The organism is Amycolatopsis sp. NPDC024027, assembly GCF_040638975.1.
Lineage (GTDB): Bacteria > Actinomycetota > Actinomycetes > Mycobacteriales > Pseudonocardiaceae > Amycolatopsis.
Genome location: NZ_JBEZYY010000015.1, coordinates 75,170 through 99,689, shown reverse-complemented (window position 1 = coordinate 99,689; position 24,520 = coordinate 75,170). Strand labels below are relative to the sequence as shown.

The 24,520-nt window shown below is 71.4% G+C and carries 22 protein-coding genes; 14 read left to right on the top strand and 8 right to left on the bottom strand.

What is annotated here, in order from left to right:
* Window position 1: 1 nt before the first annotated feature.
* Both AB0F52_RS31805 and AB0F52_RS31800 read right to left on the bottom strand, forming a co-directional pair.
* Window positions 2-1,846 (bottom strand): HAMP domain-containing sensor histidine kinase, encoded by a 1,845-nt coding sequence (locus AB0F52_RS31805; protein ID WP_360179120.1) that lies wholly within the window; start codon window positions 1,844-1,846, stop codon window positions 2-4.
* Window positions 1,836-2,531, bottom strand: coding sequence for a response regulator transcription factor (locus tag AB0F52_RS31800; protein ID WP_360179118.1), 696 nt, complete (start codon window positions 2,529-2,531; stop codon window positions 1,836-1,838). Before AB0F52_RS31800 ends, AB0F52_RS31805 begins: the two co-directional genes overlap by 11 nt.
* 156 nt (window positions 2,532-2,687) lie before the next feature.
* On the opposite strand from AB0F52_RS31800, the gene AB0F52_RS31795 reads away from it, so the two are divergent.
* Window positions 2,688-5,834 carry a GH92 family glycosyl hydrolase gene (locus tag AB0F52_RS31795; protein WP_360179116.1) on the top strand — a complete coding sequence of 1,049 codons (3,147 nt, stop codon included), beginning with the start codon at window positions 2,688-2,690 and terminating at the stop codon, window positions 5,832-5,834.
* Between the two features lie 15 nt (window positions 5,835-5,849).
* Here the strand turns inward: AB0F52_RS31795 and AB0F52_RS31790 are convergent, their stop codons facing one another.
* Complete coding sequence (locus AB0F52_RS31790) at window positions 5,850-6,710, bottom strand: alpha/beta fold hydrolase (protein ID WP_360179115.1); 861 nt, start codon at window positions 6,708-6,710, stop codon at window positions 5,850-5,852.
* A 116-nt stretch (window positions 6,711-6,826) separates the two neighbouring features.
* Here AB0F52_RS31790 and AB0F52_RS31785 point away from each other — a divergent pair, with 116 nt between their 5' ends.
* The 3 genes from AB0F52_RS31785 (at window position 6,827) to AB0F52_RS31775 (ending at window position 8,965) form a co-directional block, all read left to right on the top strand.
* Window positions 6,827-7,942, top strand: coding sequence for a helix-turn-helix domain-containing protein (locus AB0F52_RS31785; RefSeq protein WP_360179113.1), 1,116 nt, complete (start codon window positions 6,827-6,829; stop codon window positions 7,940-7,942).
* A gap of 92 nt (window positions 7,943-8,034) precedes the next feature.
* Entirely contained in the window at window positions 8,035-8,526 is a 492-nt protein-coding gene (locus AB0F52_RS31780) for a hypothetical protein (protein WP_360179111.1), read from the top strand.
* 7 nt (window positions 8,527-8,533) lie between these two features.
* Complete coding sequence (locus AB0F52_RS31775; protein ID WP_360179109.1) at window positions 8,534-8,965, top strand: hypothetical protein; 432 nt, start codon at window positions 8,534-8,536, stop codon at window positions 8,963-8,965.
* Here the strand turns inward: AB0F52_RS31775 and AB0F52_RS31770 are convergent.
* The gene (locus AB0F52_RS31770) at window positions 8,947-10,587 is read right to left on the bottom strand and encodes a DUF885 domain-containing protein (RefSeq protein WP_360179107.1); all 1,641 of its coding nucleotides are present in this window, start codon (window positions 10,585-10,587) and stop codon (window positions 8,947-8,949) included. The two genes, AB0F52_RS31775 and AB0F52_RS31770, sit on opposite strands and share 19 nt — an antisense overlap.
* Window positions 10,588-11,388: 801 nt before the next feature.
* Here AB0F52_RS31770 and AB0F52_RS31765 point away from each other — a divergent pair.
* Complete coding sequence (locus tag AB0F52_RS31765) at window positions 11,389-12,006, top strand: hypothetical protein (protein ID WP_360179105.1); 618 nt, start codon at window positions 11,389-11,391, stop codon at window positions 12,004-12,006.
* Between the two features lie 44 nt (window positions 12,007-12,050).
* Here the strand turns inward: AB0F52_RS31765 and AB0F52_RS31760 are convergent, their stop codons facing one another.
* Entirely contained in the window at window positions 12,051-14,642 is a 2,592-nt protein-coding gene (locus tag AB0F52_RS31760) for an exo 1,3/1,4-beta-D-glucan glucohydrolase (protein WP_360179395.1), read from the bottom strand.
* Between the two features lie 248 nt (window positions 14,643-14,890).
* On the opposite strand from AB0F52_RS31760, the gene AB0F52_RS31755 reads away from it, so the two are divergent.
* From AB0F52_RS31755 to AB0F52_RS31745, 3 genes are all read left to right on the top strand, one after another.
* Complete coding sequence (locus AB0F52_RS31755; protein ID WP_360179103.1) at window positions 14,891-15,298, top strand: GNAT family N-acetyltransferase; 408 nt, start codon at window positions 14,891-14,893, stop codon at window positions 15,296-15,298.
* 112 nt (window positions 15,299-15,410) lie between these two features.
* Window positions 15,411-16,517 (top strand): pentapeptide repeat-containing protein, encoded by a 1,107-nt coding sequence (locus AB0F52_RS31750; protein ID WP_360179101.1) that lies wholly within the window; start codon window positions 15,411-15,413, stop codon window positions 16,515-16,517.
* Window positions 16,518-16,520: 3 nt separating this feature from the next.
* Window positions 16,521-16,661, top strand: coding sequence for a hypothetical protein (locus tag AB0F52_RS31745; RefSeq protein ID WP_360179393.1), 141 nt, complete (start codon window positions 16,521-16,523; stop codon window positions 16,659-16,661).
* Window positions 16,662-16,688: 27 nt separating this feature from the next.
* Here AB0F52_RS31745 and AB0F52_RS31740 read toward each other — a convergent pair whose 3' ends face one another.
* Complete coding sequence (locus AB0F52_RS31740; protein WP_360179391.1) at window positions 16,689-17,165, bottom strand: Lrp/AsnC family transcriptional regulator; 477 nt, start codon at window positions 17,163-17,165, stop codon at window positions 16,689-16,691.
* Window positions 17,166-17,299: 134 nt separating this feature from the next.
* Between AB0F52_RS31740 and pdhA the strand changes: the two genes are divergently transcribed.
* The 5 genes from pdhA to AB0F52_RS31715 are packed head-to-tail and all read left to right on the top strand — an operon-like array spanning window position 17,300 to window position 22,132.
* Window positions 17,300-18,385 (top strand): pyruvate dehydrogenase (acetyl-transferring) E1 component subunit alpha, encoded by a 1,086-nt coding sequence (gene pdhA / locus AB0F52_RS31735; RefSeq protein WP_360179100.1) that lies wholly within the window; start codon window positions 17,300-17,302, stop codon window positions 18,383-18,385.
* The gene (locus AB0F52_RS31730; protein WP_103338373.1) at window positions 18,385-19,380 is read left to right on the top strand and encodes an alpha-ketoacid dehydrogenase subunit beta; all 996 of its coding nucleotides are present in this window, start codon (window positions 18,385-18,387) and stop codon (window positions 19,378-19,380) included. Before pdhA ends, AB0F52_RS31730 begins: the two co-directional genes overlap by 1 nt.
* Window positions 19,373-20,557: a dihydrolipoamide acetyltransferase family protein gene (locus AB0F52_RS31725; RefSeq protein ID WP_360179098.1), complete on the top strand. Its 1,185-nt coding sequence runs from the start codon at window positions 19,373-19,375 to the stop codon at window positions 20,555-20,557. The genes AB0F52_RS31730 and AB0F52_RS31725 overlap by 8 nt, the downstream gene beginning before the upstream one ends.
* Before the next feature lie 55 nt (window positions 20,558-20,612).
* Entirely contained in the window at window positions 20,613-21,161 is a 549-nt protein-coding gene (locus AB0F52_RS31720) for a hypothetical protein (RefSeq protein ID WP_360179096.1), read from the top strand.
* Window positions 21,158-22,132, top strand: coding sequence for a hypothetical protein (locus tag AB0F52_RS31715; RefSeq protein WP_360179094.1), 975 nt, complete (start codon window positions 21,158-21,160; stop codon window positions 22,130-22,132). The genes AB0F52_RS31720 and AB0F52_RS31715 overlap by 4 nt, the downstream gene beginning before the upstream one ends.
* A 198-nt stretch (window positions 22,133-22,330) precedes the next feature.
* On the opposite strand, the gene AB0F52_RS31710 is transcribed toward AB0F52_RS31715, so the two are convergent.
* Window positions 22,331-22,954 carry a TetR/AcrR family transcriptional regulator gene (locus AB0F52_RS31710; protein ID WP_360179092.1) on the bottom strand — a complete coding sequence of 208 codons (624 nt, stop codon included), beginning with the start codon at window positions 22,952-22,954 and terminating at the stop codon, window positions 22,331-22,333.
* Between the two features lie 84 nt (window positions 22,955-23,038).
* Between AB0F52_RS31710 and AB0F52_RS31705 the strand changes: the two genes are divergently transcribed.
* Window positions 23,039-23,965 carry an alpha/beta hydrolase gene (locus tag AB0F52_RS31705; RefSeq protein WP_360179090.1) on the top strand — a complete coding sequence of 309 codons (927 nt, stop codon included), beginning with the start codon at window positions 23,039-23,041 and terminating at the stop codon, window positions 23,963-23,965.
* 30 nt (window positions 23,966-23,995) lie between these two features.
* Here the strand turns inward: AB0F52_RS31705 and AB0F52_RS31700 are convergent, their stop codons facing one another.
* Window positions 23,996-24,517: a putative immunity protein gene (locus AB0F52_RS31700; RefSeq protein ID WP_360179088.1), complete on the bottom strand. Its 522-nt coding sequence runs from the start codon at window positions 24,515-24,517 to the stop codon at window positions 23,996-23,998.
* Window positions 24,518-24,520 lie beyond the last annotated feature (3 nt).

Genomic DNA, 24,520 nt, shown 5'->3' with positions numbered 1-24,520 from the left:
GTCAGGGCTGAGGCGGCGGCACGTCCTGCGCGTCTCCCACACCGGCGTCCTCACCACCGGGATCCGCCTTCGGCAGCCGGACGGTGAACGTCGATCCGGCGTCCACTTCGGACTCGACGGTGACCGTGCCGCCGTGTGCCGCGACGAGGTGGCGCACGATGGCGAGGCCGAGCCCGCTACCGCCGGTTTGGCGGCTGCGGGACTTTTCGGCCCGCCAGAACCGGTCGAACACGTGCGGCAGGTCCTCGGCGGCGATGCCGGAGCCGGTGTCCGCCACGGCGAGCATCACTTCGTCCACAGTGGACGAGATCCGGATGGTCACCCGGCCGCCGGGCGGCGTGTGCCGGATCGCGTTCGTCACCAGGTTGCCGACGACCTGCCGGAGCCGGACCGGGTCGGCCGGCAACGTGGCTTCGCCGAGCGCTTCGACGGTGAGCGTGACACCGCCGGCGGCGGCCCGGTCGGCGTGCGCGGTGGCGACGTGGCCGGCCAGCTCCGCCGCGTCGAGGGGCTCGGGGTGCAGGCGCAGCTGCCCGGCGTCGGCCGCGGCGAGGTCCTGCAGGTCGTCGACGATGTGCTGCAGCAGCACGGTCTCCTCGAGCAGCGACCCGCTCAGGGCCCGGTCGAACGGGAGGTGCCCGTCTTCGGCGGCCTCCAGCCGGCCGCGGATGACGTTGAGCGGGTTGCGCAGCTCGTGGGCGATGTCGCTGACCATCGCCTTGCGCTGCTCCTCGATGCGCTCGCGCCGCGCGGTGAGGTCGTTGAACGCGGCGGCGAGGTACCCGACCTCGTCGCGGGACTTCACCGGGGCCGGCCGGTCCTGCTGCGCGGCCTCGGTCAGCGCCCGCAGCGGGCGGGACAGCCGCCGCGCGACGAGCGCGGTGAGCGCGACGGCCAGCGCCAGCACGCCACCGGTCACCGCCAGGATCCGCGTGAGGTTCTCCCGCGACAGCGTGAACGTCGGCAGCGGCGACCCACCCGGGCCGAGCGTGAACAGCAACGCGGGCGGAGCGACGTACGGCGCGAGCTGCTCGCGGCGGGCCGAGTCGAGGCAGCCCTGGATCGGCCGCTCATCGGGGACGTCGAGAACTTCCAGGTCGCGGCCGATCGTCACCGGTTTGCCGCCCTGGTTCTGCACGCAGCGGTTGACGGCCTCGTTCAGGGTCGTCAGCGCGGCCTGCTCGGTCGGGGTGGGAGCGGCCAGCTCGAAGAGCCCGCACTTGCCCGCGTAGTAGCGGGCGGAGAGCGGGTCGAGCCCGGTGAGCTGTGGCCGCCCGCTCGGCGAGTCGTGCACCTGACCGGGCAGGCCGACCATGGCGAGGCAGACGGTGGCCTTGTGGGCCAGCGCGGTGAGCTTCTCGCGTTCGGACGGGGGCAGCTTGAACGGGCCGGTCGCGCGCGGGTCGATGCCGCTCGTCCCGGCCTCGGGCAGCAGCACCGGGTCGACGTGCAGGGGATCGACCGACGCGGTCGCCTTGACCGGCAGGGTGACCGGCGCGCCGCCGGAGTCACCGAGGACGCGCCGGTCGAGGGTGGTCAGCACGACCCGGCGGCCGGTCTGTTCCGACAGTGTCCGCAGCCGGGGGCCGACCTGGTCCCACGTGTGGTTCGCCGCGGCGAAACCGAGCAGCTCGGTGTAGATCGTCGCGTCGCCGGAGAGGGCCTGGCCCTGCTCCTGCTGGATCGCACGGGTGGTGGTCTGCACGGCCAGCCACGCGGTCGCCGCGATGGAGGCGAGCGCGATGAGCAGGGAGACGGCGCTGAGCCGGACGACCAGGCTGCGCCGCCTCGGGAAGCTGCGCTGCTGCGCCCTCGGCCGAGAAGAGCGCCTCGCGCTAGATGTCATTTTCCGCCGTCAGCTTGTAGCCGACCCCGAAGACGGTCCGCAGGTGGACGGGCTTCTGCGGGTCCGGCTCGATCTTCTTCCGCAGGTTGAGCACGTGGACGTCGATGATCCGGGTGCTGACGAACCGGTCGTCGCCGCGGGTCAGTCCGAGCAGCTGCCGGCGGGTGAACACCCGGCCCGGCTGCCGGATCAGCGTCTCGAGCAGCTGGAACTCGCCCGGAGTGGTCTCCACCGGCCGGTCGCCGACCGAGACTTCGTGCCGCACCGGGTCGAGCCGCAGGCGGCCCGCGCGCAACGCGGTGTCGGGCGGCTCGCGGCGCCCGGCGGTCCGCCGCAGCAGCGTCCGGACCCGGGCCATCAGCTCGCGCGGGCTGTACGGCTTGGTCAGGTAGTCGTCGGCGCCGAGGTCGAGGCCGAGCAGCAGGTCGTCCTCGGTGGCGCGGGCGGTCAGCATCAGCACCGCGACGTCGGACTCCTGCCGCAGGATCCGGCAGACGTCGAGGCCGTCGACCTTCGGCATCATCACGTCGAGGACCAGCAGGTCGGGGCGGTCGCGCCGGGCCTCGTCGAGCGCCGCCCGGCCGTCCGGGGCCAGCACCACGGTGTGCCCTTCGCTTTCGAGGTAGAGCCGGAGGACCTCGGCCTGCTTCTCGTCGTCTTCCGCGACCAGTACACGTGCGCACACGGCGTCGAGGGTAGGCGTCCTCACACGGTGGTCACCCGATCCTGACCGGATCTTCACACCTCGGCGCACGAGCCAGGTCTTTGTCAAAGTGTTGACCGCGGTCACGGCGCGCGGAAAGGTCCGATGACAGGGGACGGTCCAGCCTGGGAGGCGCCGGTGCGGTTCAGGTTCATGGCGGCGGTGGTCGCGACGGCGGTCATCGGGGCGCCCGCGGTCTCTTCGGCGGCTCCGACAACGATGTCATCACCGCTGGTCGGCGACCCGGCCGCGTACGTCGACCCCCTGATCGGGACCGGCCGCGGCGGCAGCTCGGTCGGCGAGATCAACAACTTCCCCGGGCCGGCGGCGCCGTTCGGGATGATGCAGTTCTCGCCGGACACGCAGGGCGCGTACGCCGGCTACCAGTACCACAGCGACCAGATCCGGGGGTTCAGCCTCGACCACGCCTCGGTCGGCTGCAACGCGTTCGGCGACGTGCCGATCCTGCCGGTCACCGGCGACGTCGGGGCGGCGCCGTGGAACCGCGTCGAGCACTTCACCCACGACGACGAGAAGGCCGAGCCGGGCTACTACGCCGTGACGCTCGCCGACTCGAAGGTGCGGGCCGAGCTGACCGCCACGACCCGCACCGGGCTCGCCGCCTTCACGTTCCCGGCCGGTTCCACGCCGCAGGTGCTGGTCAAGGGCGGCGCGAGCCTCGCCGGGAACTCGGCCGCCACCTTGACGATCACCGGTGACCGCGAGGTCAGCGGCTCGGCCACCACCGGCAACTTCTGTGGCAAGCCCAACAAGTACACGGTGTACTACGCCATCACCTTCGACCAGCCGTTCACCGCGCACGGAACGTGGGACGGCTCCAGCGTCAAACCCGATACCGACAGCGTGGATTCGCCCAAGGCGGGCGCCTACCTGACGTTCGGTTCCGGGACCGTGCACGCCAAGGTGTCGATGTCCTACGTGGGCGTCGACGGCGCGAAGGCCAACACGACCGCGGAGGTCCCGGGCTGGGACTTCGGCGCCGTCCGCGAGTCCACAAGGGACCAGTGGACGCAGGCGCTGGGCAAGATCCGGGTCGCCGGCCGCGACCCGGCCCAGCTCAAGACGTTCTACACCGCGTTATACCACTCCCTGATGCACCCGAACACGTTCGACGACGCCGACGGGCGCTACGTCGGCTTCGACGACCGGATCCGCACCCTGCCGAAGGGGCGGCACCAGTACGCGAACTTCTCCGACTGGGACACCTACCGCTCGCTCGCGCCACTGCACGCCATGCTCTTCCCGAAGGAAGCCAGCGACATGGCGCAGTCGCTGACCAACGACGCCGTGCAGGGCGGCTGGTGGCCGCGCTGGCCGATGGCGAACGACTACACCGGCCAGATGACCGGCGACAGCTCGGTCGCGCTGATCTCGAACCTGTACGCGTTCGGCGCGCGCGACTTCGACGTGAAGACTGCGCTGAAGTACCTGGTCAAGGGCGCTACCTCGGTCGACGAAACCCCTGGCGCGTACCAGGAACGCCGGGGCATCTCGGATTACGTCGCCCGGGGGTACCTGCCGAACAACGACGCTTCGCGCGGCGACCACGCCCGGGTCGGCGCGTCGATCACCCTTGAGTGGGCGATCGACGACTTCGCCATCGCGCGGTTCGCGCAGGGCATCGGCGACCGCGACGTCGCCCGCGAGTTCACGAAACGCGGCCAGAACTGGCAGAACATCTTCAACCCGCTCACCGGCTACCTCCAGCCGCGCGGGCAGGACGGCCGCTTCCCGGACGGCCCGGCGTACGTGCCGCCGCCGCCCGGCAAGTTCGGCCAGGACGGTTTCGACGAGGGCAACGCCGCGCAGTACACGTGGCTGGTGCCGCAGGACCCGGCCGGCCTGGTGACGGCGATGGGCGGGCCCGCCGCGGTGGCGTCCCGGCTGGACACCTTCTTCCAGAAGCTGAACGCCGGCCCGAACGAGCCGTACATGTGGGCCGGCAACGAGCCCGACTTCGGCGTCCCGTGGCTGTACAACCACGTCGGGCAGCCGTGGAAGACGCAGCAGGTCGTCCGCGAGATCGCGACGACGCTGTTCAGCGCCACCCCGGACGGCGAGCCGGGCAACGACGACCTCGGTGCGCAGTCGTCGTGGTACGTCTGGGCCGCGCTGGGCATCTACCCGGCCACGCCGGGCACGCCGGACCTGGTCGTGCACAGCCCGCTGTTCGAACGCGCCGTGCTCTCCCTGCCGACCGGCCGGACGATCGACATCCGCGCGCCCAAGGCGTCGACGGCCACGCCGTACGTCCACGACCTGGCGCTGAACGGCCGGGACTGGGACCGCACGTCCCTGCCCGCCGACACCGCCCGGGACGGTGGACGGCTGGACTTCTCGCTGGCGTCCACTCCGGACAAGCACTGGGCGGCCGGGGCCACCCCACCGTCCTATCGGGACAACGAGAAGCCGTTCCTGGCCTCGGCGGCCAACCAGGTCGTTGTCGAACCGGGCACCGGCGGCGAGGCCACGGTCAGCGCGCAGCGGCTCGGCAGCCACGACCGGGTGCTGGACGTGGCCACGCAGGCCCCGGCCGGGATCACGGTCACCGGCCCCCGGCAGCTGCGGCTCGACGACCGGACCGGTGGCGGCACCGCGAAGCTGACGGTTTCGGTGGCCGCCGGGGCGCCCGAGGGCTACTACCGGGTCCCGGTGACCGTCCGCGGGGGCGCGACGACGGTGCCCGGCTCGGTGATCGTGCTGGTCGCGCCGAAGGACGGGCTGGCCGCGGCGTACGGAGGTGTCGGCGTCTCCGACGACGGTGACGCCGGCTCGGCCGACATCGACGGGGCGGGGAACAGCCTGTCCCGCCAGGCCCTCGCCGCGGCGGGCCTGGTCGGCGGCCGGACGGCCCAGGCGGCCGGCACGTCGTTCGTCTGGCCCGCGGCGCCCGCGGGACGCCCGGACAACGTCGTCCCGGCCGGTCAGACGATCAAGCTGGGCCCGGCCACGCGCCTGTCGTTCATCGGCACGGCCTCGAACGGCGACCACCGGGCCACGGCGACGGTCACCTTCACCGACGGCAGCACCGGGCAGGCCGACCTGTCGTTCGGCGACTGGGTGTTCCCGGGCGGCGGCACGGCCCCGGTGTTCGGCAACACGCTGGTGGCGCGCACGGACCACCGCAACCAGCCGGGCGGCCAGGGCGGCGGGGCGTCGGTCTACGCGACGGCGCCGTTCGACGCCCCGGCCGGGAAGCAGATCGCCGCGGTGACCCTGCCCGCCGACCCGAACCTCCACGTCTTCGCGATCGGCCTCGCCTGACCCGGCCGACGGCGGTCAGCCGGGGGAGCCCACCGCGCAGGCCTTGATCGGGGTGGCGTTCGCCGGGTCGAGCGCGTTGCGGACCAGGTGCCAGACGTTCAGGTCGTAGGCCTCGCCGATGTGGCCGACCGGGTCGAGCGGGCAGAAGTCCTGGACGTACTGGTTCCGCACGCCGGGTTCGCGGATGAACGACGTCTCGGTCGGGGTCACCAGCTCGTCGTAGCGCGAGGTGATGATCGTGTAGCCGATGCCGGGCTGGGCGACCGGGCCGGTGTTGAGCGCGACGATCGCGGCGCCGCCGTCCAGTTCGTCGGCGAAGATCGGCAGGCCGATCGTCTTGACGATGGTGTCCCACGTGCTCTTGCCCAGCAGCGTGTAGGCCAGCGTCAGCAGGCCGGAGGCGTTGGCGCCGTGCGTCGGCGGGGCGATCGCGACGACCTTGCCGAGCTCGCTCTGGATGCCCTGCATCTTGGCGAGGTAGATCGACTGCAGCCCGCCTTCGGAGTGGCCGACGACGTCGACCTTCGCCGCGCCGGTGGCCGCGCGGACCTTTTCGACGAACGCCTTGATCTCCAGCGACGACTCCGCGACCGGCTTGAGCCCGCCGACGAAGGGGAACTGGGGGTACGCGCCGTAGGTCAGGGAGAACGTGCAGTAGCCGCGGGCGGCCAGGTCGGCCTGGAGGAAGTTGAGGTCCTCGTAGTAGGTGGCGAAGGTGCCGTGGAGCAGCACGACGGGGTTCGGGTGCGCGGCGCTCGGGCGGCACGCGAAGTCGTTGTTGCCCCCGGCCGCCGCCTGGGCCGGCACCGCCGAGCCGAGCAGCAGCGTGCCCGCCAGGCCGATCGCGGCCAGCCATCGGTTCGTTCCCCGCGCCATTGCAGAGTCCCTTCGTCTGGTTGCTCTGCACAGCATGCGCTTCGCGATCAAGGCTGTCTGCTGGCAAAACCCGCAGAAACTTGCCCTGGCCGTTTGTGCACGGTGACAATACGGCAGTGGAGACCGTCGACGCCCTGTTCCCGCGAGCCGGGGAGATCGCCGCCGCGATGATGGCCCGGTGCGCCGCCGAGATCCCGGCGTACCGGCTGCTGCCGGCGAGCGTGCTGGAGGGCGACCTGGTCGCCAACGCGACGGCGGTGTTCGAGCTGTTCCTGACCACGGTCGCCGAGGACCGGCGGCCGACCGAGGACGAGCTCGCGCTGCCGATCGCGTGGGGCGCCGAGCGGGCCCGTGACGGCCTGCCGCTGGAAGCCGTGCTGAAGATCTACCCCCTGGCCGCCGGCGTCGCGTGGGAGCTGCTGGCCGGCGACCGGGCCCTGCTCGGCGCGCGGATGCTGGACTTCCTCGGCGAGGTGATGCCGCGCGTCGCCGAGGCGTACCTCCGGGAGCGCGACGACCTCGACTGGGAGCGCCGGGAGGACCGGCAGAACCTCGCCGCCAGCCTGCTGGCCGGCCGCCCGGTGCGGCGGCGGGAGCTGGCCGAGAGCTACGACGTCGTCGTGTTCCAGCTGCCGTCGCCCACCTCGTCGGCCTCCCGGGCGGCGACGGACCTCTTCCGCGTCATCCGGTCCGATTTGGACAGTCAACCGGGCGTGCTGGTGACGTTCCAGGGTGACGGCGGCGTGCTGCTGGTGCCGGCGGGGTCCGCGGTGGACGCCGTGGCGGCGCGGGTCGACCGGGTCTGCGGACGGCCGTGCGCCGCGGCCGCGTCCCGGGCGCCCACGCTGGCCGACATTCCGGCCGCGCACTTCGAAGCGGTGGAAATCCTGGCGCTGGCCGAGGGTTTGCACCGCCCGCCGCGGCTCTACCGGCTGGCCGATCTGGCGATCGAGTACCAGCTGGCCCAGCCGGGCCCCGCGCGGGAAGCGCTCGCCGGAGTTCTGTCGCCGCTGGCGGAGCACCCGCACCTGATCGACGCCCTGCGCGCGTTCGTGACGTCGGGCTACAACCGCGGCGAAGCGGCGACGGCGTTGAACATCCACCGCAACACGCTCACCTACCGGCTGGGCCGCGTCCAGCTGATCACCGGCTACGACGCGACCCGCCCGGCGGACGCCCGCCACCTGGCCGCCGCGATGACGGCCTACGACATCAGCCGCCGGCACGGGTGAATTCCACGGGGTAACGCTTGCGTCGCGGTTCCGGGAATGCGTTGCAGAACCCGCCGGGCGGGCGACCCAGGGAGCGGACCCGGAAGAAGGTGATGGCCGTGACCGCGACCAGAATCGCCGTGGCCGCCCTGATCCTGGCGGGTGCGGCCGCGTGCGGAACGCCGGTGGTGGGCGTGCCGGTGGCCGTTCCGGTGACCCCGCAGGCGCCGGTGACGAGCACGGCGACGGTCGCGGTTCCCGCGCCGCAGACGGTTTACGTCCAGCCACCCGTTTCCGTGGCGCCCGCGGAAACCGCGGAGGCGCGCACGGTCGTCGCCTACTACGACGCGCTCAACCGCCACGAATTCGCCACCGCGTGGGCACTGGGCGGCAGCCGCCTGGCCGGCGACGGCGGATACACCCGGTACGTCAACGGGTTCGCGACGACATCGTGGGATGCGCTGACCGTCACCGACGTCCGCGGCAGCACGGTCTCGGTGGTGCTGGCGGCGGTCCAGACCGACGGCAGCACCCGCACCTTCTCCGGTACCTACACCGTTTCCGGCGGCGTCATCACCGGCAGTCACATGACCCGGACGAAATGAGCCACCCATGCGTACACTTCGGACAGTCGTCGCCCTTTCCGCCGCGCTCGCCCTCGGCGGGTGCGGGTTGCCGCGGGCGGTTTCCGGCAGCCCGGCCCAGGCTCCCGCGTCCACCGCGACCGTCACCGCACCGGTCATCCCCACCGTCACCGCGCCGGTGCCGCAAACCGTCTTCGTACCACCGCCGCAGACCGTGTACGTCGCCCCGAAGGGGGTGGCCGCCACGAGCCAGTGGTACGCGCAGCCGAGCTGGATCGACGCCCAGCCGTGGATCACCATCACGCCCGCGGCCGGCCAGACGCCGTGCCAGTGGCTGAACGCGCGCGGCTACCCCTACGCGCAGGCGTACGCGGCCTGGGCGCAGAACGGCTTTCCCGCGAGCTGGTCCGCCACCGGCGACGGCTACCCGTGCCAGAAGTCCTACGGCCCGCAGCACTGATCGACCCATGCGCGGACGACCTCGTCCAGGACCTTCAGCGGCAGCTGGCCGCCGCCGAGGACCACGCCGTGGAAGTCCTTCAGGGAGAACGCTTCCCCGAGTCGCTCCTCGGCGAAGCGGCGCAGGCGCAGGATTTCCAGCCGCCCGGTCAGGTAGGCCAGCGCCTGGCCGGGGGACTCGATGTACCGGTCCGTCTCGGACTGCACCTCGACCTCGCTCAGGACGGTGTGCGTGCGAAGGAACTCGACGCACTGCTCGCGCGTCCAGCCCAGCGCGTGCAGGCCGGTGTCCACCACCAGCCGCGCGGCGCGGACCGAATCCTCGGCCACCATGCCGAGTCGCATCAGGTCGTCGGAGAAGAGGCCCATCTCGTCGGCGAGCCGTTCGGTGTAGAGCGCCCAGCCCTCGCCGTAGGCGGTGATCATCGCGATCCGCCGCAGCTGCGGCAGGCCGGTCAGCTCCTGCGCCAGCGACTCCGCGAAGTGGTGGCCGGGGACGGCTTCGTGGAAGGCCACGGTCTCGGCGATGAACCGGTCGCGCGTGCGCACCTCGTGGGTGTTGGTGAAGTAGACGCCCGGGCGTGAACCGTCGAGCGCGGGCGGCATGTAGTACGCCGCCGCGGCGACGGGTGCTTCGGCTTCCGGCACCGCCCGGACGACGCACTCGGCGTCCGGCACCCGCGGGAACCAGTCCGGCGCGGCGGCGGTCGCCCGGGCGATGGCGGCGCGCGCGGTCTCCAGCATCTCCTCGGCGTCGCGCCAGCGGAGGCTTTCGTCGCTTCGCAGCCGGCGGCGCACGTCGGCCGGGCCGGTCAGCCCGAACACGCGCCCGCCGAACTCGGCGTACTCGGCCTCGAGCCCGGCGAGGACGTCGAGGCCCAGCCGGTGCAGCTCTTCGGGGGTGTGGCCGGTGGTCGTGTGCATCCGCGCCAGGGCCGCGTAGTGCGCTTCGCCGTCTTCGAGCCAGCAGAGTCCCGGCCGGTCGTCGGGCCGGCCCTGCCCGGCGACTTCGCTCGCGAGGAACTCGCGGTAGCCTGCCAGCGCCGGCCGGACGACCTCGGTCACCAGCCGGTCGCGACGCTCACCGCGATCCCCGGTCAGCGGCTGGGGAAAGGGCTTCTCCTGCGCCAGAAAGCGGTCGAGGAACGCGATCGCGTGGTGCGTCATGCGCTCCACCGGCGTCCGCCCGGCGCGGAGGCCGGCACTGTGCCGCAGCGCCAGGGCCTCGTAGAACGCGGGCATCGCGGCGAGCCGCGTCAGGAAGTCCTCCTCGGCCTGCCCGCCGGACGGCGTGAGCTGCGGCAGGAAGGAGAGGTGGTTCATTCCGATGGCGTACAGCGGGTCGGCGAGGGTGAACTCGACGTCGTTCGCGTCGAGCCGCGCGAGCACGGCCTCCCCTTGCTGCGTGACCACGCCGAGCGTCACACGGTCGGGATCCGCCGAGGCCCGCGCCCGCGCCAGCACGCCGGCGGCCCGCGTCCGCAGCCGGGCATGGCCGGCTGCACTCGGATCGGGCAGCTCGGCGTCGTGGCCCGGAACACCCGCGAACGTCGCTTCGAGCGGCGTCCAGGTGCCGAGCACGTCCAGGAGTTCGTCGGCGAGCGCGGCCGCTTCGGAGGTCATTCGTCCATCGTGGCGGAAAAGAGACCGGGCGGGGAGGGCTCCGAGGGCGGACCACCGGCGGTCTTGAAGGCCCTGTGAGGACCTCCAAGACCTGGGCGACGAGGCGCCGTGCCACCAGCGCTCATCCGGGTTCCGTGCTCCGACTTCACCGACTCGAGACCGGGAACCGTGCGCGACGTTGCCTGCGCACATTCACACGGTATTCGAGTCCGTCGCCGGCGACAATTACGGTATAGACCAGTATGGGATTCACGTCGCCCTTATGGGGGCTCTGAGCTGCGAAACAGCAGCACGGCTGTCCTGCGTCATGGACGGTTCTTTGGACACTCGGAGCTCTTTGGACGCAAACTTCGGCCAATACGTGCATCGAGCCGGATCGCAGTGCGAATATCGGGGCGTTCCCGTCGATGCGGTGCCGCGCCGGCGGGGAACGTCCGGTGCCGAGTGCCACCTTGCGCCTGGCGGGGGATTTCGACGTCTCCGACTTCATCGACTCGATTGTTGTCCAGCGGCACCCCAGGGCAACTCCGGGAGGCCGATCATGCGTACGAGGGATCGCGGTCCGTGTGCGCTCGTCGCGGGCGACGAGCTGGTTTCGGTGCCGAGTAGCGGTGCGGCAATCGTGGTCACGATCTTGCTCTGGCTGTGGACCTTCCGGCTCGGAGGAGCCGAGGTGCCTGCCGTGCTCGCGATTCTCGCGGGAGCGGGTATCTCCCTGGACTCCGGTGTGCGCCGGCCCTGGGCCCTCCGCTTGCACCTCCGGCTTTCGGTGGCAGTCGGTGAAGGTGGCGGACGCCGCGAATGAGCATCCGGGTGGATCATCAGGGCTGGTGGAGCCGGCCCGCGGAGCGGCAAAAGGTTCCCGGCCCGCGTCGTGGTAGCCCGCTCCCCGGCGAGCCCGGCCCGGATACGTTCCGGGTCTCGGCCAGGGTGGCGTTGACGCCGGAGGAATTGACACTCGCCACGGTCGACGATTTCCTGGCCGTGCTGCGTCTCGTGCTCGAACGGTCGGGATTGACAGCCGGCCAGGTGGCAGCGAAGACGTCGATCGCCCGCAGTTCCGCGTACAACCTGGTTTCGGTGTCGAGAAGGGGGCTGCCGGTCGATCCCGACCAGGTCCTGCTCTTCCTGACCGGCTGCGGCCTGAGGATGGATCAGGTCGACGAGATCATGCGTGCCTGGGGAAGGTTCGCTCTCGAACGTCGCAGGCACAGAGCCTCCGGCGAGCTCAGACCGGAGCCGGAACCGCCTCGCCGGAATGTGGACGTGGGGGTCGACAGGTGCCTCGAACAGCTGCGGCTCGTCCGGGCGGCCGGTGACCTCGACAAGGCCGTCACCTGGGCGCGGAGGCTGACCTCGGCGCTGCTGGCCGAGAAGGCCGTCGAGCACGTCGCTGCGCGGTCGGTGTGCAGCGGATGAAACGAACCGGGCCGGGAGCAGGTGCGCTCCCGGCCCGGTCGCCGTCAGGTCAAGCTCGAACAGGATCTCGCGTCCGGATCCTGAGCCCCCTTCGGTACCCACCGCACGTTCGCGAACGAAGCCTGGAACGTGCCGTCGGTGTAGACCAGGAACGGGGTGTTGATGTGCTCGAAGTCCAGCCCGTTGTTGAAGCAGGACACCGGGATCTTCACCGTCGTCTTCGGGCCGCCCGCCAGGTCGGTGAACAGCTTCGTCGCGTTCACCTCGGAGAAGCACGGGTAGACGCAGTGCATGCTGATCACCGCCCGGTTGGCCGGTGCCTGCTGCACGACCGTGTCGAACTCCAGGGCCGCGTCGGCGTTGAGGTAGCCGCGCAGGTCGTTCGTGCCCGCCGTGTTCTGCATGTACAGCTGGGCCGCGCCGGCGCCGGTCCAGGTCGCCTTCAAACCATCGGCCTGCACGTTGACGTCCGCCGGGACGACGTTGATCTCGCTGTGCGCCGCCGTGCCGTCCGGGCCGATCACCGTGCCGCCCCAGTTCTCCGCCGAGCCGATCTGGCTCGTGTACGGCGGGACGTCGGTGCGGTCGAAGATCGACAGGTCCTGGGTCGCGGTCCCGCCGCCGCCGGTCGAGGTGCAGGACGCCGGCCCGGAGGTCTCGTCCAGCTGCCCGACCGTCACGCGCTGCCCGGTCTTGAGGCCGTAGCCGAGCTTGAACAGCGGGTCGTAGCCCGGCGACCACGGGTTGAGCGGCGACTGGCACGCGCTCTTCGGCCACGAGTACGACAGCGTGCCCTGGTAGCCGGTGCCGTCCTTGCCCTTGACCAGCATGTCGGCGACGCCGCCGCCTTCGGTGCCGGGCAGCCAGGCCGCCACGAACGCGTCGGAGCGGTTGATCTCCTTGTTCATGTACAGCGGGCGGCCGCCGACGTACACGGTGACGACCGGGGTGCCCTTGCCGCTGACCTTGTCCAGCACGGCCAGGTCCTCGGGGTAGAGCTTCGACGCCTCGAGCGACTTGCGGGTCAGGTCGCCGACGCCCTCGGCGTACGGCGTCTCGCCGATGACGGCGATGACCGCGTCGAAGCCCTTGGGGTCGACGGTCCCGGTGGCGTCGAAGGTGACGTTCGCGTCGCCGAGGTCCTGCTTGATGCCCGTCAGGATCGAGGTGGCGTTCGGGAAGTCGGCGTTGGTGTTGCCGGTGCCCTGCCAGCTGAGCGTCCAGCCACCCGTCTGGTTCGGGATGTTGTCGGCGCTCTTGCCGACCACCAGGACCTTCGACGCCGGCTTGAGCGGCAGCACGTTGCCGTTGTTCTTCAGCAGCGTCTGCGACTCGCGGACGGCGTCACGGGCCAGCCAGTTGTCCTTCAGCGCCTCGTCGGAGTTGGCGTAGGAGCGGTCGGACGGCTTCTGCGACTCGAACAGGCCGTCGCGCAGCTTGACGCGCAGGATGCGGGTGACGGCGTCGTCGATGCGCGCCATCGGGATCTGGCCGTTCTGCACCTGGGCGACGGTGTTGGTGATGAACGCCTTCCAGTCGTTCGGCACCATCACGATGTCGATGCCGGCGTTGATCGCCTGCGGGCACGAGGAGTTCGTGCAGCCGGTGACCTGGCCGATGCCGTTCCAGTCGGAGACGACGAGGCCGTCGAAACCGATCTTGCCCTTGAGGATCTGGTTCAGCGCCTTGTCGCTGCCGTGCAGCTTGCCCTCGTTGATGCCGAGGTCGGCGTTGGTCCAGCTGTTGAACGACACCATCACGGTCTGGGAACCGGCGGCGAGCGCGCCGTAGTAGCCCTGGCCGTGGATGTTGATCATGTCCGCCTCGGACGAGGGGTTGACGCCCTGGTCCTGGCCGTTGATCGTGCCGCCGTCGCCGATGAAGTGCTTGGCGGTGGCGATCACGCCGTTGTAGCCGATGCGCTTGGTGGCGCCGTCCTGGAGGCCGTCGATGGCTTCGAAGCCGTACGCGCGGGTGATGCGCGGGTCCTCGGAGAAGCCTTCGTAGGTGCGGCCCCAGCGGTCGTCCTGGACGACGGCGAGGGTGGGCGAGAAGGCCCAGTCCTGGCCGGTGGAGCGGATCTGGCGGGCGGTGGCGCCGGCGACGTCGCGGACCAGGCACGGGTCGTGCGCGGCACCGAGGCCGATGTTGTGCGGGAAGACGGTGGCGCCGTAGACGTTGTTGTTGCCGTGCACGGCGTCGATGCCCCAGATGACGGGGATCTTCGTGCGGCTGGTCTTGGAGGCGTCCCAGTAGGAGTCGGCGAGGTTCAGCCAGTCCTGCTGGGTGGCGTACTTCTTCCCGCCCGGCCACGAGCCGCCGCCGTTGAGGACCGAGCCGATGGCGTACTGGCGGACCTCGTCGGGGGTGATGGCGGCGATCTCGGGCTGCGTCATCTGCCCGACTTTTTCTTCCAGGGTCATGCCCTTGAGGATTTCGGCGATCCGCTGCTCGTCGCCGGCCTTGCCCTTGAGCCGGCTGTCGACCTTCGGCCAGTCCGCCAGGGTCGGCAGGCTTTTTTCGATCTTGGCGCAGCCGTCCTTGTCCTTGGCCGGCTGGCCGATGACCGGCTGGGGCACTTCGGCGGCCTGGGCCGGCGTCGCCTGGGCGATCCCGCCCAGCAGGCTCAGGCTCATCAGCGTGACGAGCGAACTTCGGCGCGCACGAGACCACGCGCGGGATCTTCTGGCCATGGACTGGTCCATTCTGCGATGAACGGCGGACCGGCCGATCCTCACCGCGCGATGGGGAGGGCGTCAAGGGTTTCGATTATTTGGAGGGCGTGTTAATTCTCGACATAAACTAAGAGTCGCTCGGTGGTGGGGTCACGTCTAACGCGTAATGCGCTTGCGGTCAAGGGCACTGAGGGCAAGGGTTTTGCCCCATGGACATCCGCCGTGTGGTCTCGCTCGACCCGCTCCTGGCGGCCGGGCACCTGTTCGACGATGCCCCGCGGCCGGACGCCGCTGGGCGCTTCCTCGCCGCGGAAGGCCACCACCTGCTGGTCGCGTACGTGGACGACGTGCCGGCGGGCATGGTGACCGGCGTGGAGATGACCCACCCGGACAAGGGCACGGAGATGTTCCTGTACGAACTGGGCGTCGACGACGGCTTCCGCGGGCAGGGCCTCGGCCGGTCGCTGGTGACGGCGCTCGGGGAACTGGCTCGCGAGCGCGGGTGTTACGGCATGTGGGTCGTCACGGAAGGGGACAACGCCCCGGCGAAGGCGACCTACCGCGCGGCCGGCGGAGTCGCCGAGGAGGGGCAGACGGTGCTCACGTGGACGTTCTGAGAGCCCCGCCGGCCCTCCCGATGGCGGCTTGAAGGTCGCGAACGGTGCTCGGCGGGTCCGCCGACCGAACGAACTTCGCGGCGCGGCCGGAATACGGTGCGATCCTGGGACGATGGCGGACCAGGCAGGGGGAGGCCGGATCCTTTCGCACCGGACGATCGCGCTGTCCGCGACGGCGCTGGTCATGGTGGCAACGGCGGCGTGCTGGGTGCTGTTGTCGCTCTACGGCCAGGGCACCGACGCGGACAAGGCGCGGCTGGAAAGCGTCCGCACCGTGGGCACCATCGTGCTGGGTGCGGGCGGGGCGATGGCCTTGGTGCTGGCCGCGCGCCGGCAGCAGACCGCGGAGCAGGATCTGGCCACCAAGCGCCACGATCTCCTCCTGCGCGAGCGAGCCAACGAAGACGTCCGTCACGACGCCGAAGAGCGGCGGATCAGCGACCTCTACCTCAAGGCGGTCGAGCAGCTCGGCGCGGAAAAAGCACCGGTGCGCCTGGCCGGGCTCTACGCCCTCGAGCGACTGGCGCAGGACAACCCGGGCCAGCGGCAGACCATCGTGAACGTGATCAGCGCCTATCTGCGCATGCCGTACGACCCGCCGGGCGAACCGCCGGAGGGCAGCGCCGGGCGGGAGATCCGCGAGGAATACCGGGACTGCCTGCAGGAGCGCGAAGTCCGGCTCACCGCCCAGCAGGTCCTCACCGGCCACCTCGTCCCCGGCGACGGCAGTGGTGGCCGGTTCTGGCCGGACCTCGATCTCGACCTCAGCGGCGCGATCCTGATGGACCTGAAGCTGCACGACTGCAGCCTTCGCAACGCCAGCTTCGCCCGGGCCCGGTTTCTCGGGCAGGCCTCCCTGCTGGGCACGAAGTTCAAGGGAAGCACCCGGTTCGACGACGCGGTGTTCCTCGGCGAGGCATGGTTCGCCGAGGCGGAGTTCTCGGACAGCACCCGCTTCGACGGCGCCGCCTTCCACGCCGACGCCCGCTTCGACGAAACCACGTTCCTCGGCGCGACGGTGTTCCGCGGAGCCCGGTTCCGCCGCGACGCGCGGTTCGACAAGGTGGCCTTCGCGGGCAAAGTCATCTTCAGCGACGCCGCGTTCGAAGGAGCTGCCGACTTCACCAGAGCGAGCTTCGCGGACGAGGCCTACCTTCCGGGCGTCGACTTCGGCCGCGACGCGCGCTTCGTCGAGGTGACCTTCGCGCGGGACGGGTGATTCATCCGAGTCAGCTTCAGTGGCGACACCACCTTCAAGGACGTCGTGTTCAGCGGCGACGTCCGGTTCGTCGATTGCACGCTGGACGGTGTCGGCTACGTGCCGGAGGAGTGGGACCCCCGCCCCGAAGACGTCTTCGACTGACCTGCCGATCAGGGGCGCGGCAGCTGCTCAGCTCAGCACCGAGCCCGGCAGTTCCTCGAAGATCAGCCACGTCCGCGTCGACCGCACGCCCTCCAGCGCCTGCAGCCGCTCCAGCACCACGTCCCGCAGGGTCGAGTTGTCCGGCGTCCGGACCAGCAGCAGGATGTCGAAGTCGCCGCCCACCAGGGCCACGTGGTCCACGTACGGGATCTCGTGCAGGTCCGTCGCCATCGTGCGCCAGGACGTCTGCTCCACCGTCACCATGATGTACGCCGACGTGCCCAGGCCCGCCCGGCGCGGGTCGATCCGCGCGCCGAAGCCGGTGATCACCCCCTCCGTCAGCAACCGCTCCAGGCGCGCGTACGCGTTCGTCCGCGAGATGTGGAGTTTTTCCGCCAGCGCGCGCACCGCCAAGCGGCCGTCCGCGGACAGCTCCGCCAGCATCGCCCGGTCGACGTCGTCCAGGGCCGGGACCGTTCGTCCCGGCAGACCCCCGTGAGCCAGGACACCGGTGGACGTTTGGGCGCCGGAGGGACCTTCTGAAGACAGTTTGTCGCTCATTTCCGCCAACCCTTGAACACAACACCGCCGAGAACCACCATTTCAGCATCATATGTCTGGGAGAGGTGGTGTGCGCCATGGCTGTGGTGTCTTCGGAAACCCTGCTGCCGTCGGCTACCCCCGTGCGGTTCGTCGCCGAAGACGGGAGCCGGGCCGGCGAGCACGGCGCGTACGGCGAACCCGCGGGAGAACGGCTCAAGGAGGCCTACCGGCTGATGGTCTTGGGCCGCCGGTTCGACGTCCAGGCGACCGCGCTCACCAAGCAGGGCCGGCTCGCCGTCTACCCCTCCAGCGCCGGCCAGGAGGCTTGCCAGGTCGCCGCGGCGCTCGCCCTCGAAACCCGGGACTGGCTCTTCCCGACCTACCGCGACTCCGTCGCCCTCGTCGCCCGCGGCCTGAAGCCCGGCGAAGTCCTGACGCTCCTTCGCGGCGACGCGCACTGCGGCTACAACCCGGTCGAGACGCGCGTAGCGCCTCAGTGCACTCCGCTGGCGACGCAGACTCTGCACGCCGCCGGGCTGGCGCACGCGATGCAGCGACGCGGCGAAGACGCCGTCGCGCTCGCGCTCATCGGGGACGGCGCCACCAGCGAGGGCGACTTCCACGAAGCGCTCAACTTCGCGGCCGTCTTCAGGGCGCCCGTCGTGTTCTTCGTGCAGAACAACCGCTTCGCCATCTCGGTGCCCTTCGAGAAGCAGAGCGCCGCCGCCGCGCTGGCGTACAAGGGCATCGGCTACGGCATGCGCTCGGAGCAGGTCGACGGCAACGACGCCGTCGCCGTCCTGGCCGTCCTGGACGACGCGGTGAAGCACGCGCGCGAAGGCAAGGGACCGGTCCTCGTGGAGGCCCACACCTACCGCATCGACGCCCACACCAACGCCGACGACGCCACCCGCTACCGCGACGCCGAAGAAGTCGCGAAGTGGCGTGAGGCGGACCCGCTCAAGCGCCTCGAAACGTTCCTCAAGAGCCAGAAACTGCTGCAGGACAACGAAATCGAGCGGTTCGCGGCCGACGCCGAGGTGCTCGCCCAGTCCGTCCGCGACACGCTGAACGCCGAGCCCGAGCTCGACCCGCTGTCGCTGTTCGACCACGTCTACGCCGAGCCGACCCGCCAGCTGGAAGCCCAGCGGGCCGCCCTCGAAGCCGAACTGGAGGCCTGATGACGACCACCATGGCGCAGGCCCTCAACGCGGCCCTGCGAGACGCCCTCAAGGACGACGACCGCGTCCTCGTGTTCGGCGAGGATGTCGGCACGCTCGGCGGCGTCTTCCGCGTCACCGACGGCATCACCGCCGACTTCGGCGAGGACCGCTGCTTCGACACGCCGCTCGCCGAGTCCGGCATCGTCGGGTTCGCCGTCGGGATGGCGATGGGCGGGTTCCGCCCGGTCGTCGAGATGCAGTTCGACGCCTTCGCCTACCCGGCGTTCGAGCAGATCACCTCGCACGTGGCGAAGCTGCGCAACCGCACCCGCGGTGCGCTCTCGCTGCCGATGGTGATCCGCGTGCCCTACGCCGGCGGTATCGGCGGCGTCGAGCACCACTGCGACTCCAGCGAGGCCTACTACACGCACACGCCGGGCCTGCGCGTCGTCACGCCGGGCACCGCGCAGGACGCCTACGACCTGCTCCGCGACGCCATCGAGTCGCCGGACCCGGTGGTCTTCCTGGAACCGAAGTGCCGCTACTGGTCGAGCGAAGAGGTCACCTTCACCCGCTCGGGCCCGGCCATGGACCGGGCCGTGGTCCGCCGCCACGGCAAGGACGTCACCCTCATCGCGTACGGCCCGATGGTCGCCACCGCGCTGGAAACCGCCGACGCGGCGAAGGCCGAGGGCTGGGACGTCGAGGTCGTCGACCTGCGCTCGCTGTCGCCGTTCGACGACGAGACCGTCACCGCTTCGGTCCGCCGCACCGGGCGGGCCGTGGTGGTCCACGAGGCCGCGGGCTTCGGCGGCTACGGCGCCGAGGTCGTCGCGCGCGTCACCGAGCAGTGCTTCCACCAGCTCCACGCGCCCGTCCTGCGGGTCACCGGGCTCGACATCCCGTACCCGGCGCCGAAGCTCGAGCGCCACCAGCTGCCCGACGTCGACCGGATCCTCGACACGATCGCGCGCCTGCAGTGGGACGACACGCCGGTGGTGGCCGGTGCCTGACTTCCTGCTGCCGGACCTCGGCGAAGGCCTGACCGAGGCGGCGATCGTGGACTGGCGGGTCAAGGTCGGCGACACCGTCGACGTCGACCAGGTCGTCGTCGAGGTGGAGACGGCGAAGGCGGCGGTCGAGGTGCCGGTGCCGTTCGCCGGCGTGGTGTCCGCGCTGCACGGCGAGCCGGGGCAGCTGCTGCCGGTCGGCGCGCCGCTGCTGAGCGTCGGCGGGTTCGCCGAACCCGGCGTCACGGTGTCTTCCGCGGGTTCCGGCAGCGGGAACGTCCTGATCGGCTACGGCACCGCGCCCACCACCCGGCGCAAGCGGGTCCGCCGCGTCGAAGCGCCCACGCCCCGGGCCAAGGCGCCCGGCGTGATCTCGCCGTTCGTCCGGAAGCTGGCCGCGGACAACGGGATCGACCTCGCGAAGGTCACCGCCACCGGCGCGGACGGCATCATCCGCCGCGCGGACGTCGAAGCGGCGTTGAAGAAGCCGGTCGCGAAGGGCAGGCGCATCCCGCTGACCGGGGTCCGCAAGGCCGTTGCCGACAAGCTCACGACGTCCCGGCGGGAGATTCCCGAGGCCACGGTCTGGGTGGACGTCGACGCGACCGAGCTGGTCGCCGCCCGCGCGGCGTTGAACGCCAAGACCGACCGGCCGGTCAGCCTGCTCGGGCTGATCGCGCGGTTCGCCGTCGCGGGGCTGAAGAAGCACCCGGAGCTGAACTCGCGCGTCGAAGGCGGCGAAATCGTCCTGCTCGACGAGATCCACCTCGGGTTCGCCGCGCAGACCGGCCGCGGGCTGGTCGTGCCGGTGGTGCGGGACGCGGGGGAGCTGTCCACCCGGGACCTGTCGGCGGCGATCGGCGAGCGCGCCCGCACGGCCCGGGACGGCAAGCTCGCGCCCGCGGACCTCACCGGCGGCACCTTCACGGTGAACAACTACGGCGTCTTCGGCGTCGACGGCTCGGCCGCGATCATCAACCACCCCGAGGCGGCCATCCTCGGCATCGGCCGGATCATCGACCGGCCGTGGGTCGTCGACGGCGCGCTGGCGGTGCGGAAGATCTGCGAGCTGACGCTGGCCTTCGACCACCGCGTCTGCGACGGCGGCACGGCGGGCGGGTTCCTGCGGTTCGTCGCCGACTGCGTGGAGTCACCGGTCACCGCGCTGGGAGACCTCTGACGACTCACCGGCCGCCTTGGCCGGTGGTGACGGTGGCCGCACTTAAAGTGGTTGCGTGACGACACCGGCCCAGCACGACCGCGACCTGGCGGAGGGCCGCGTCGCCCGGCTCAAGCAGGACCTGCGGGACGGGCTCGCGACCCCGCCCGCGGACGTCGGCGAGATGGACGGGCTCGTCGCGACGGCCCACCGGCTGCTCGACGCCGAGCTGGCGTTCGACGAGGCCAGGCGGCGCCTCGCCGACGCCGAGCTCGAGTCCCGCCACGCGGCGACGCAGCGCGCGGTCGTCTGGTTCGCGGCCGCGCCCGTCCTGGTGCCGCTGGCCGCCGCGGCGCTGGTGCTGTTCGAGGTGCTTTCGCCGGTGTGGCTGCTGGTTCTGGTGCCGCTGTTCGGCGCGGGCCTGTGGATCGGCTTCGCCCCGGTCCGCCGGGCCGGAGCCGTGATCCGCGAGCGCACGCGGGCGGCGTGGGCGGGCACTGTCACGGCGCTGGCGCTGGGCGGTGCCTTGCTCCCGTGGACCGCCGCCGCCGTCCTCACGATCCTGGCGGCGCTGGGTACCGCGGGCACGATCGCGCTGCTGTGGCGGGAAAGCCGGATCCCGTGAGCCACGGCTACGCGACCTACGGCGACGATCCCGAGTTCTCGGACGAGTACCTCGAGACCGCCGATCCGGCGCGCCGCGACCTGGACGAGCTGTTCGCGGCGGTCGACGGGCTGCGCGCGGCCGACGACCGCTTGGGTCAGGACGTCGCCGAACTGACCGAGCGGCTCGAAAGCGGCGGCCCGAACCGGCAGGACGACCGGATCGACCTGCTCGCCCGGCAGCTGGAGCGGCTGCAGCAGCAGGTCCGGGTCCTGGAGCGCGCGGTGCGCGTGGCCGACGGGGTGCCGCAGGCGGACCTGGACGACGTCGGAACGGAGACGCGGGCGCTCGCGGCCGAGGCGGCGCGGTGGGACGACCTGCACAAGGAGCTCGTCACCAAGGAGCAGCGGGCCCGGTACGCGGAGGAGATCGCGCACCTGGACGCGGTGCGCGGGGCGCTTTCCCGGTGCGACGCCGACCTCCTGGACGTCATCGGCGTCTTGGCCTCGACGGACCGCGCGTCCCGGGCGCGCGGCGACGCGGAGTCGCGGCTGCGCGCGCTGGCGACCCGGCGCCGGACGTTGCTGGACGAGGAGATCCCGGCGGCTTCGGCCGCGGCGGAGAAGGCGCGGCTGGCGTTGCGCGAGGCGGACGCGGTCGAGGCGCGGGTGGTGCCCCAGCTGGAGCGGGCCGAACGAGCGTGGCACGACCTGCAGGTGCGGTTGCGCACCCGGATCACCGACGCGCTGGGCTCGAACGTCCTGCTGCCGACGTGGTTCGGGAACGCGCTGGGTGTCGCACCGCCGTCCGGCACAACGGGTGACGCGTGGATCCGGACGGCCGCGTCGGTCCTGGCGTACCGGGTGACGTTCGGCGTGACCGAACCGGCGCTCCCGCTGGGCCCGCCGGCCCCGGACGACGCGGACACCACGGAACGCCGCTGGACCTGGCGGGCGAGGCTGGAGTCCGATTTGGACGACCTCGCCCTCTAGTGTCGTGTCGCAGGTTGTTTGACGTTCTGGGTGGCTGGAATCGGCTCGCTCCCCGAAACCGGCCCGGTCAGTGCGGACTTCCGGCCGCGGCGATGCAGTGAATGACTCATTCATGGCGGGCGATGCAGTGAATGAGTCATTCATGTCATCGGACCAGCCGCCGCCAGGAGACTGCCAACGAACCTCAGACGCGCGACACTAGCCGGGCCGCCCGGGGAGGCCGACCGTCCGAGACGATGGTCCGCCGCTCGGTTTTCCGGGGACACGGGCGGCGGCCGCGGCGACGGTTTCCAGGTCTTCGTCCGAGAAGCCGGCGCGGCTCAGCACCGCCAGGGATTTGTTCGTCGCCAGCGTGCACAACGCCAGCTCTGCCGCCTCCTGCCCATCGGCCCCCGCCGCCAGCAGCGCCTGCTCCAGCATCGCCCGCAAACCGTCGATCATGGCGCGGACCATCGCCTGGCCCTCCGCGTCGAGGGCCGGGAACTGCGCGGCCGACATCGTGAGCAGGCAGCCGTCCGGGACCGTCGGGTCGGCGATGCGGTTCAGGGTGACCCGCAGGTAGGCGGCCACCACGGCGCTCGGGCTCGGGTGCGGGCCGGACAACGCGTGCTCGTACAGCGGGTGGTAGGTCTGCGCGTATCGTTGGAGGCTTCTCCGGAAGAGTGCGCTCTTGTCGCCGAAGGTGCCGTAGAGCGAGCTCCGGCCCAGGCCCGTGCCCTCGGTCAGGCGGTCGATCGAGGCCTCCGAATAGCCCCAGCGCCAGAAGACGTGCATCGCCCGTCGTAACGCCTCGTCCACGTCGAATTGCTTGCGGCCCGCCATGGTTCAGCAGCCTACACATCTTGCACCGATCGTTCCATCATGCGTAAGGTCACCGGCATGACAAGTTGCACCGATCGTTCCAAGATGAGGACGACGAGCTTGAGTTCGCTGCGGCTGCCCGACGGGTTCACCGACGTCTTCACCAGCCGGCTCGTGGAGCTGGACGGGCTGCGGCTGCACGCGGTCACCGGCGGGGACGGCCCGCCGCTGCTGCTGGTCGGCGGGTGGCCACAGACCTGGTACGCCTGGCGGGAGGTCATGCCCACGCTCGCCCGCGAGCACACCGTCGTCGCCGTCGACTCGCGCGGGGCCGGGTTCTCCGACAAACCCGACGACGGTTACGACGCCGGTACCCTGGCCGCCGATCTGGTCGCGCTGATGGCCGCGCTCGGGCACGACCGGTTCGACGTGGCCGGCCACGACATCGGCATGTGGACCGGATACGCCCTCGCCGCCGATCACCCCGAGCGGGTGGGGCGGCTCGCCGTCGTCGACGCCATCATCCCGGGTATCACGCCGGCCCCCTCGGTCTTCGGCCCGGCCGCGGTCAACCAGCGGCTCTGGCACTTCGGCTTCAACCGGCTCACCGACCTCAACGAGGAGCTGGTCCGGGGGCGGGAGCGGCTGTTCTTCGGCTACCAGTTCGCCACCAAGGGCGCCACCCCGGACGCGATCCCCGCGTACGCCGTCGACGTCTACGTCGATGCGATCGTCGCGGATCCTCGCGGGCTGCGGGCGAGCTTCGCGTACTACCGGGCGCTGGACGAGACGATCGCGCAGAACGAGCAGCGCGGGAAGACCCGGCTGACGCTGCCGGTGCTCGCCGTCGGCGGCGCGCGGTACAGCGGCGCGCTGGTCGCCGAGACGATGCGGCCGGTGGCCGGCGATGTCACCGGGGTGGTCCTCGACGACTGCGGCCATTACGTGGCCGAAGAGCAGCCGGCGCGGTTCACCGAGGTCCTGCAGGACTTCCTCGGTGGCGAACCGGGAGGAGGCGTGCCGCACGGCTGACCGTTCGCGGCGGAGTACCGCGGCGTGGCATCACGGGTGATTTCCGTCGCGGGGTGCTCGGAGGGCGGTTTCCAGCAGGCGGTGCAGCTCGCCGAGGCGGGTTTTGCCCGGTTTGCCCGGTGGGAAGCGGTGCAGGAGGGTGCTCACCTCCGGTGGGGCCTGCGTGAGGGCCCACTCGAGCTCGGCCTCCGCGGAACCGCCCGCCAGCTCGCGCGCCAACGCTGCCTGCTGGGCCGGGCCCACGATGTGCTTCACCTGGTGCGGCGACGCCAGGGGATGCAGGTACGCCGCCCCGGCCGCGCCGACCGCCGCGCGGGCGGCGGCGGAGGCGGCGGGGTCGGAGGTCTCACCAGCGGCCGAGAGGGCGGCCCAGGCCACCGTGCGAAGCAGCTTCGTGCGCGGAGCGCCCGCGGCGAACTCCTGAGCCGCCGAGATCGCCGCGCGGGGGCGGGGGTCGTCGGGGACCCGGGTTTCGTACAGTGGCAGGACCCGGGAAGCGCAGGAAGCGGCCCAGCCCGTCAACGCTCGTAGTTCGTCAAGACTCAGCTCCACGCC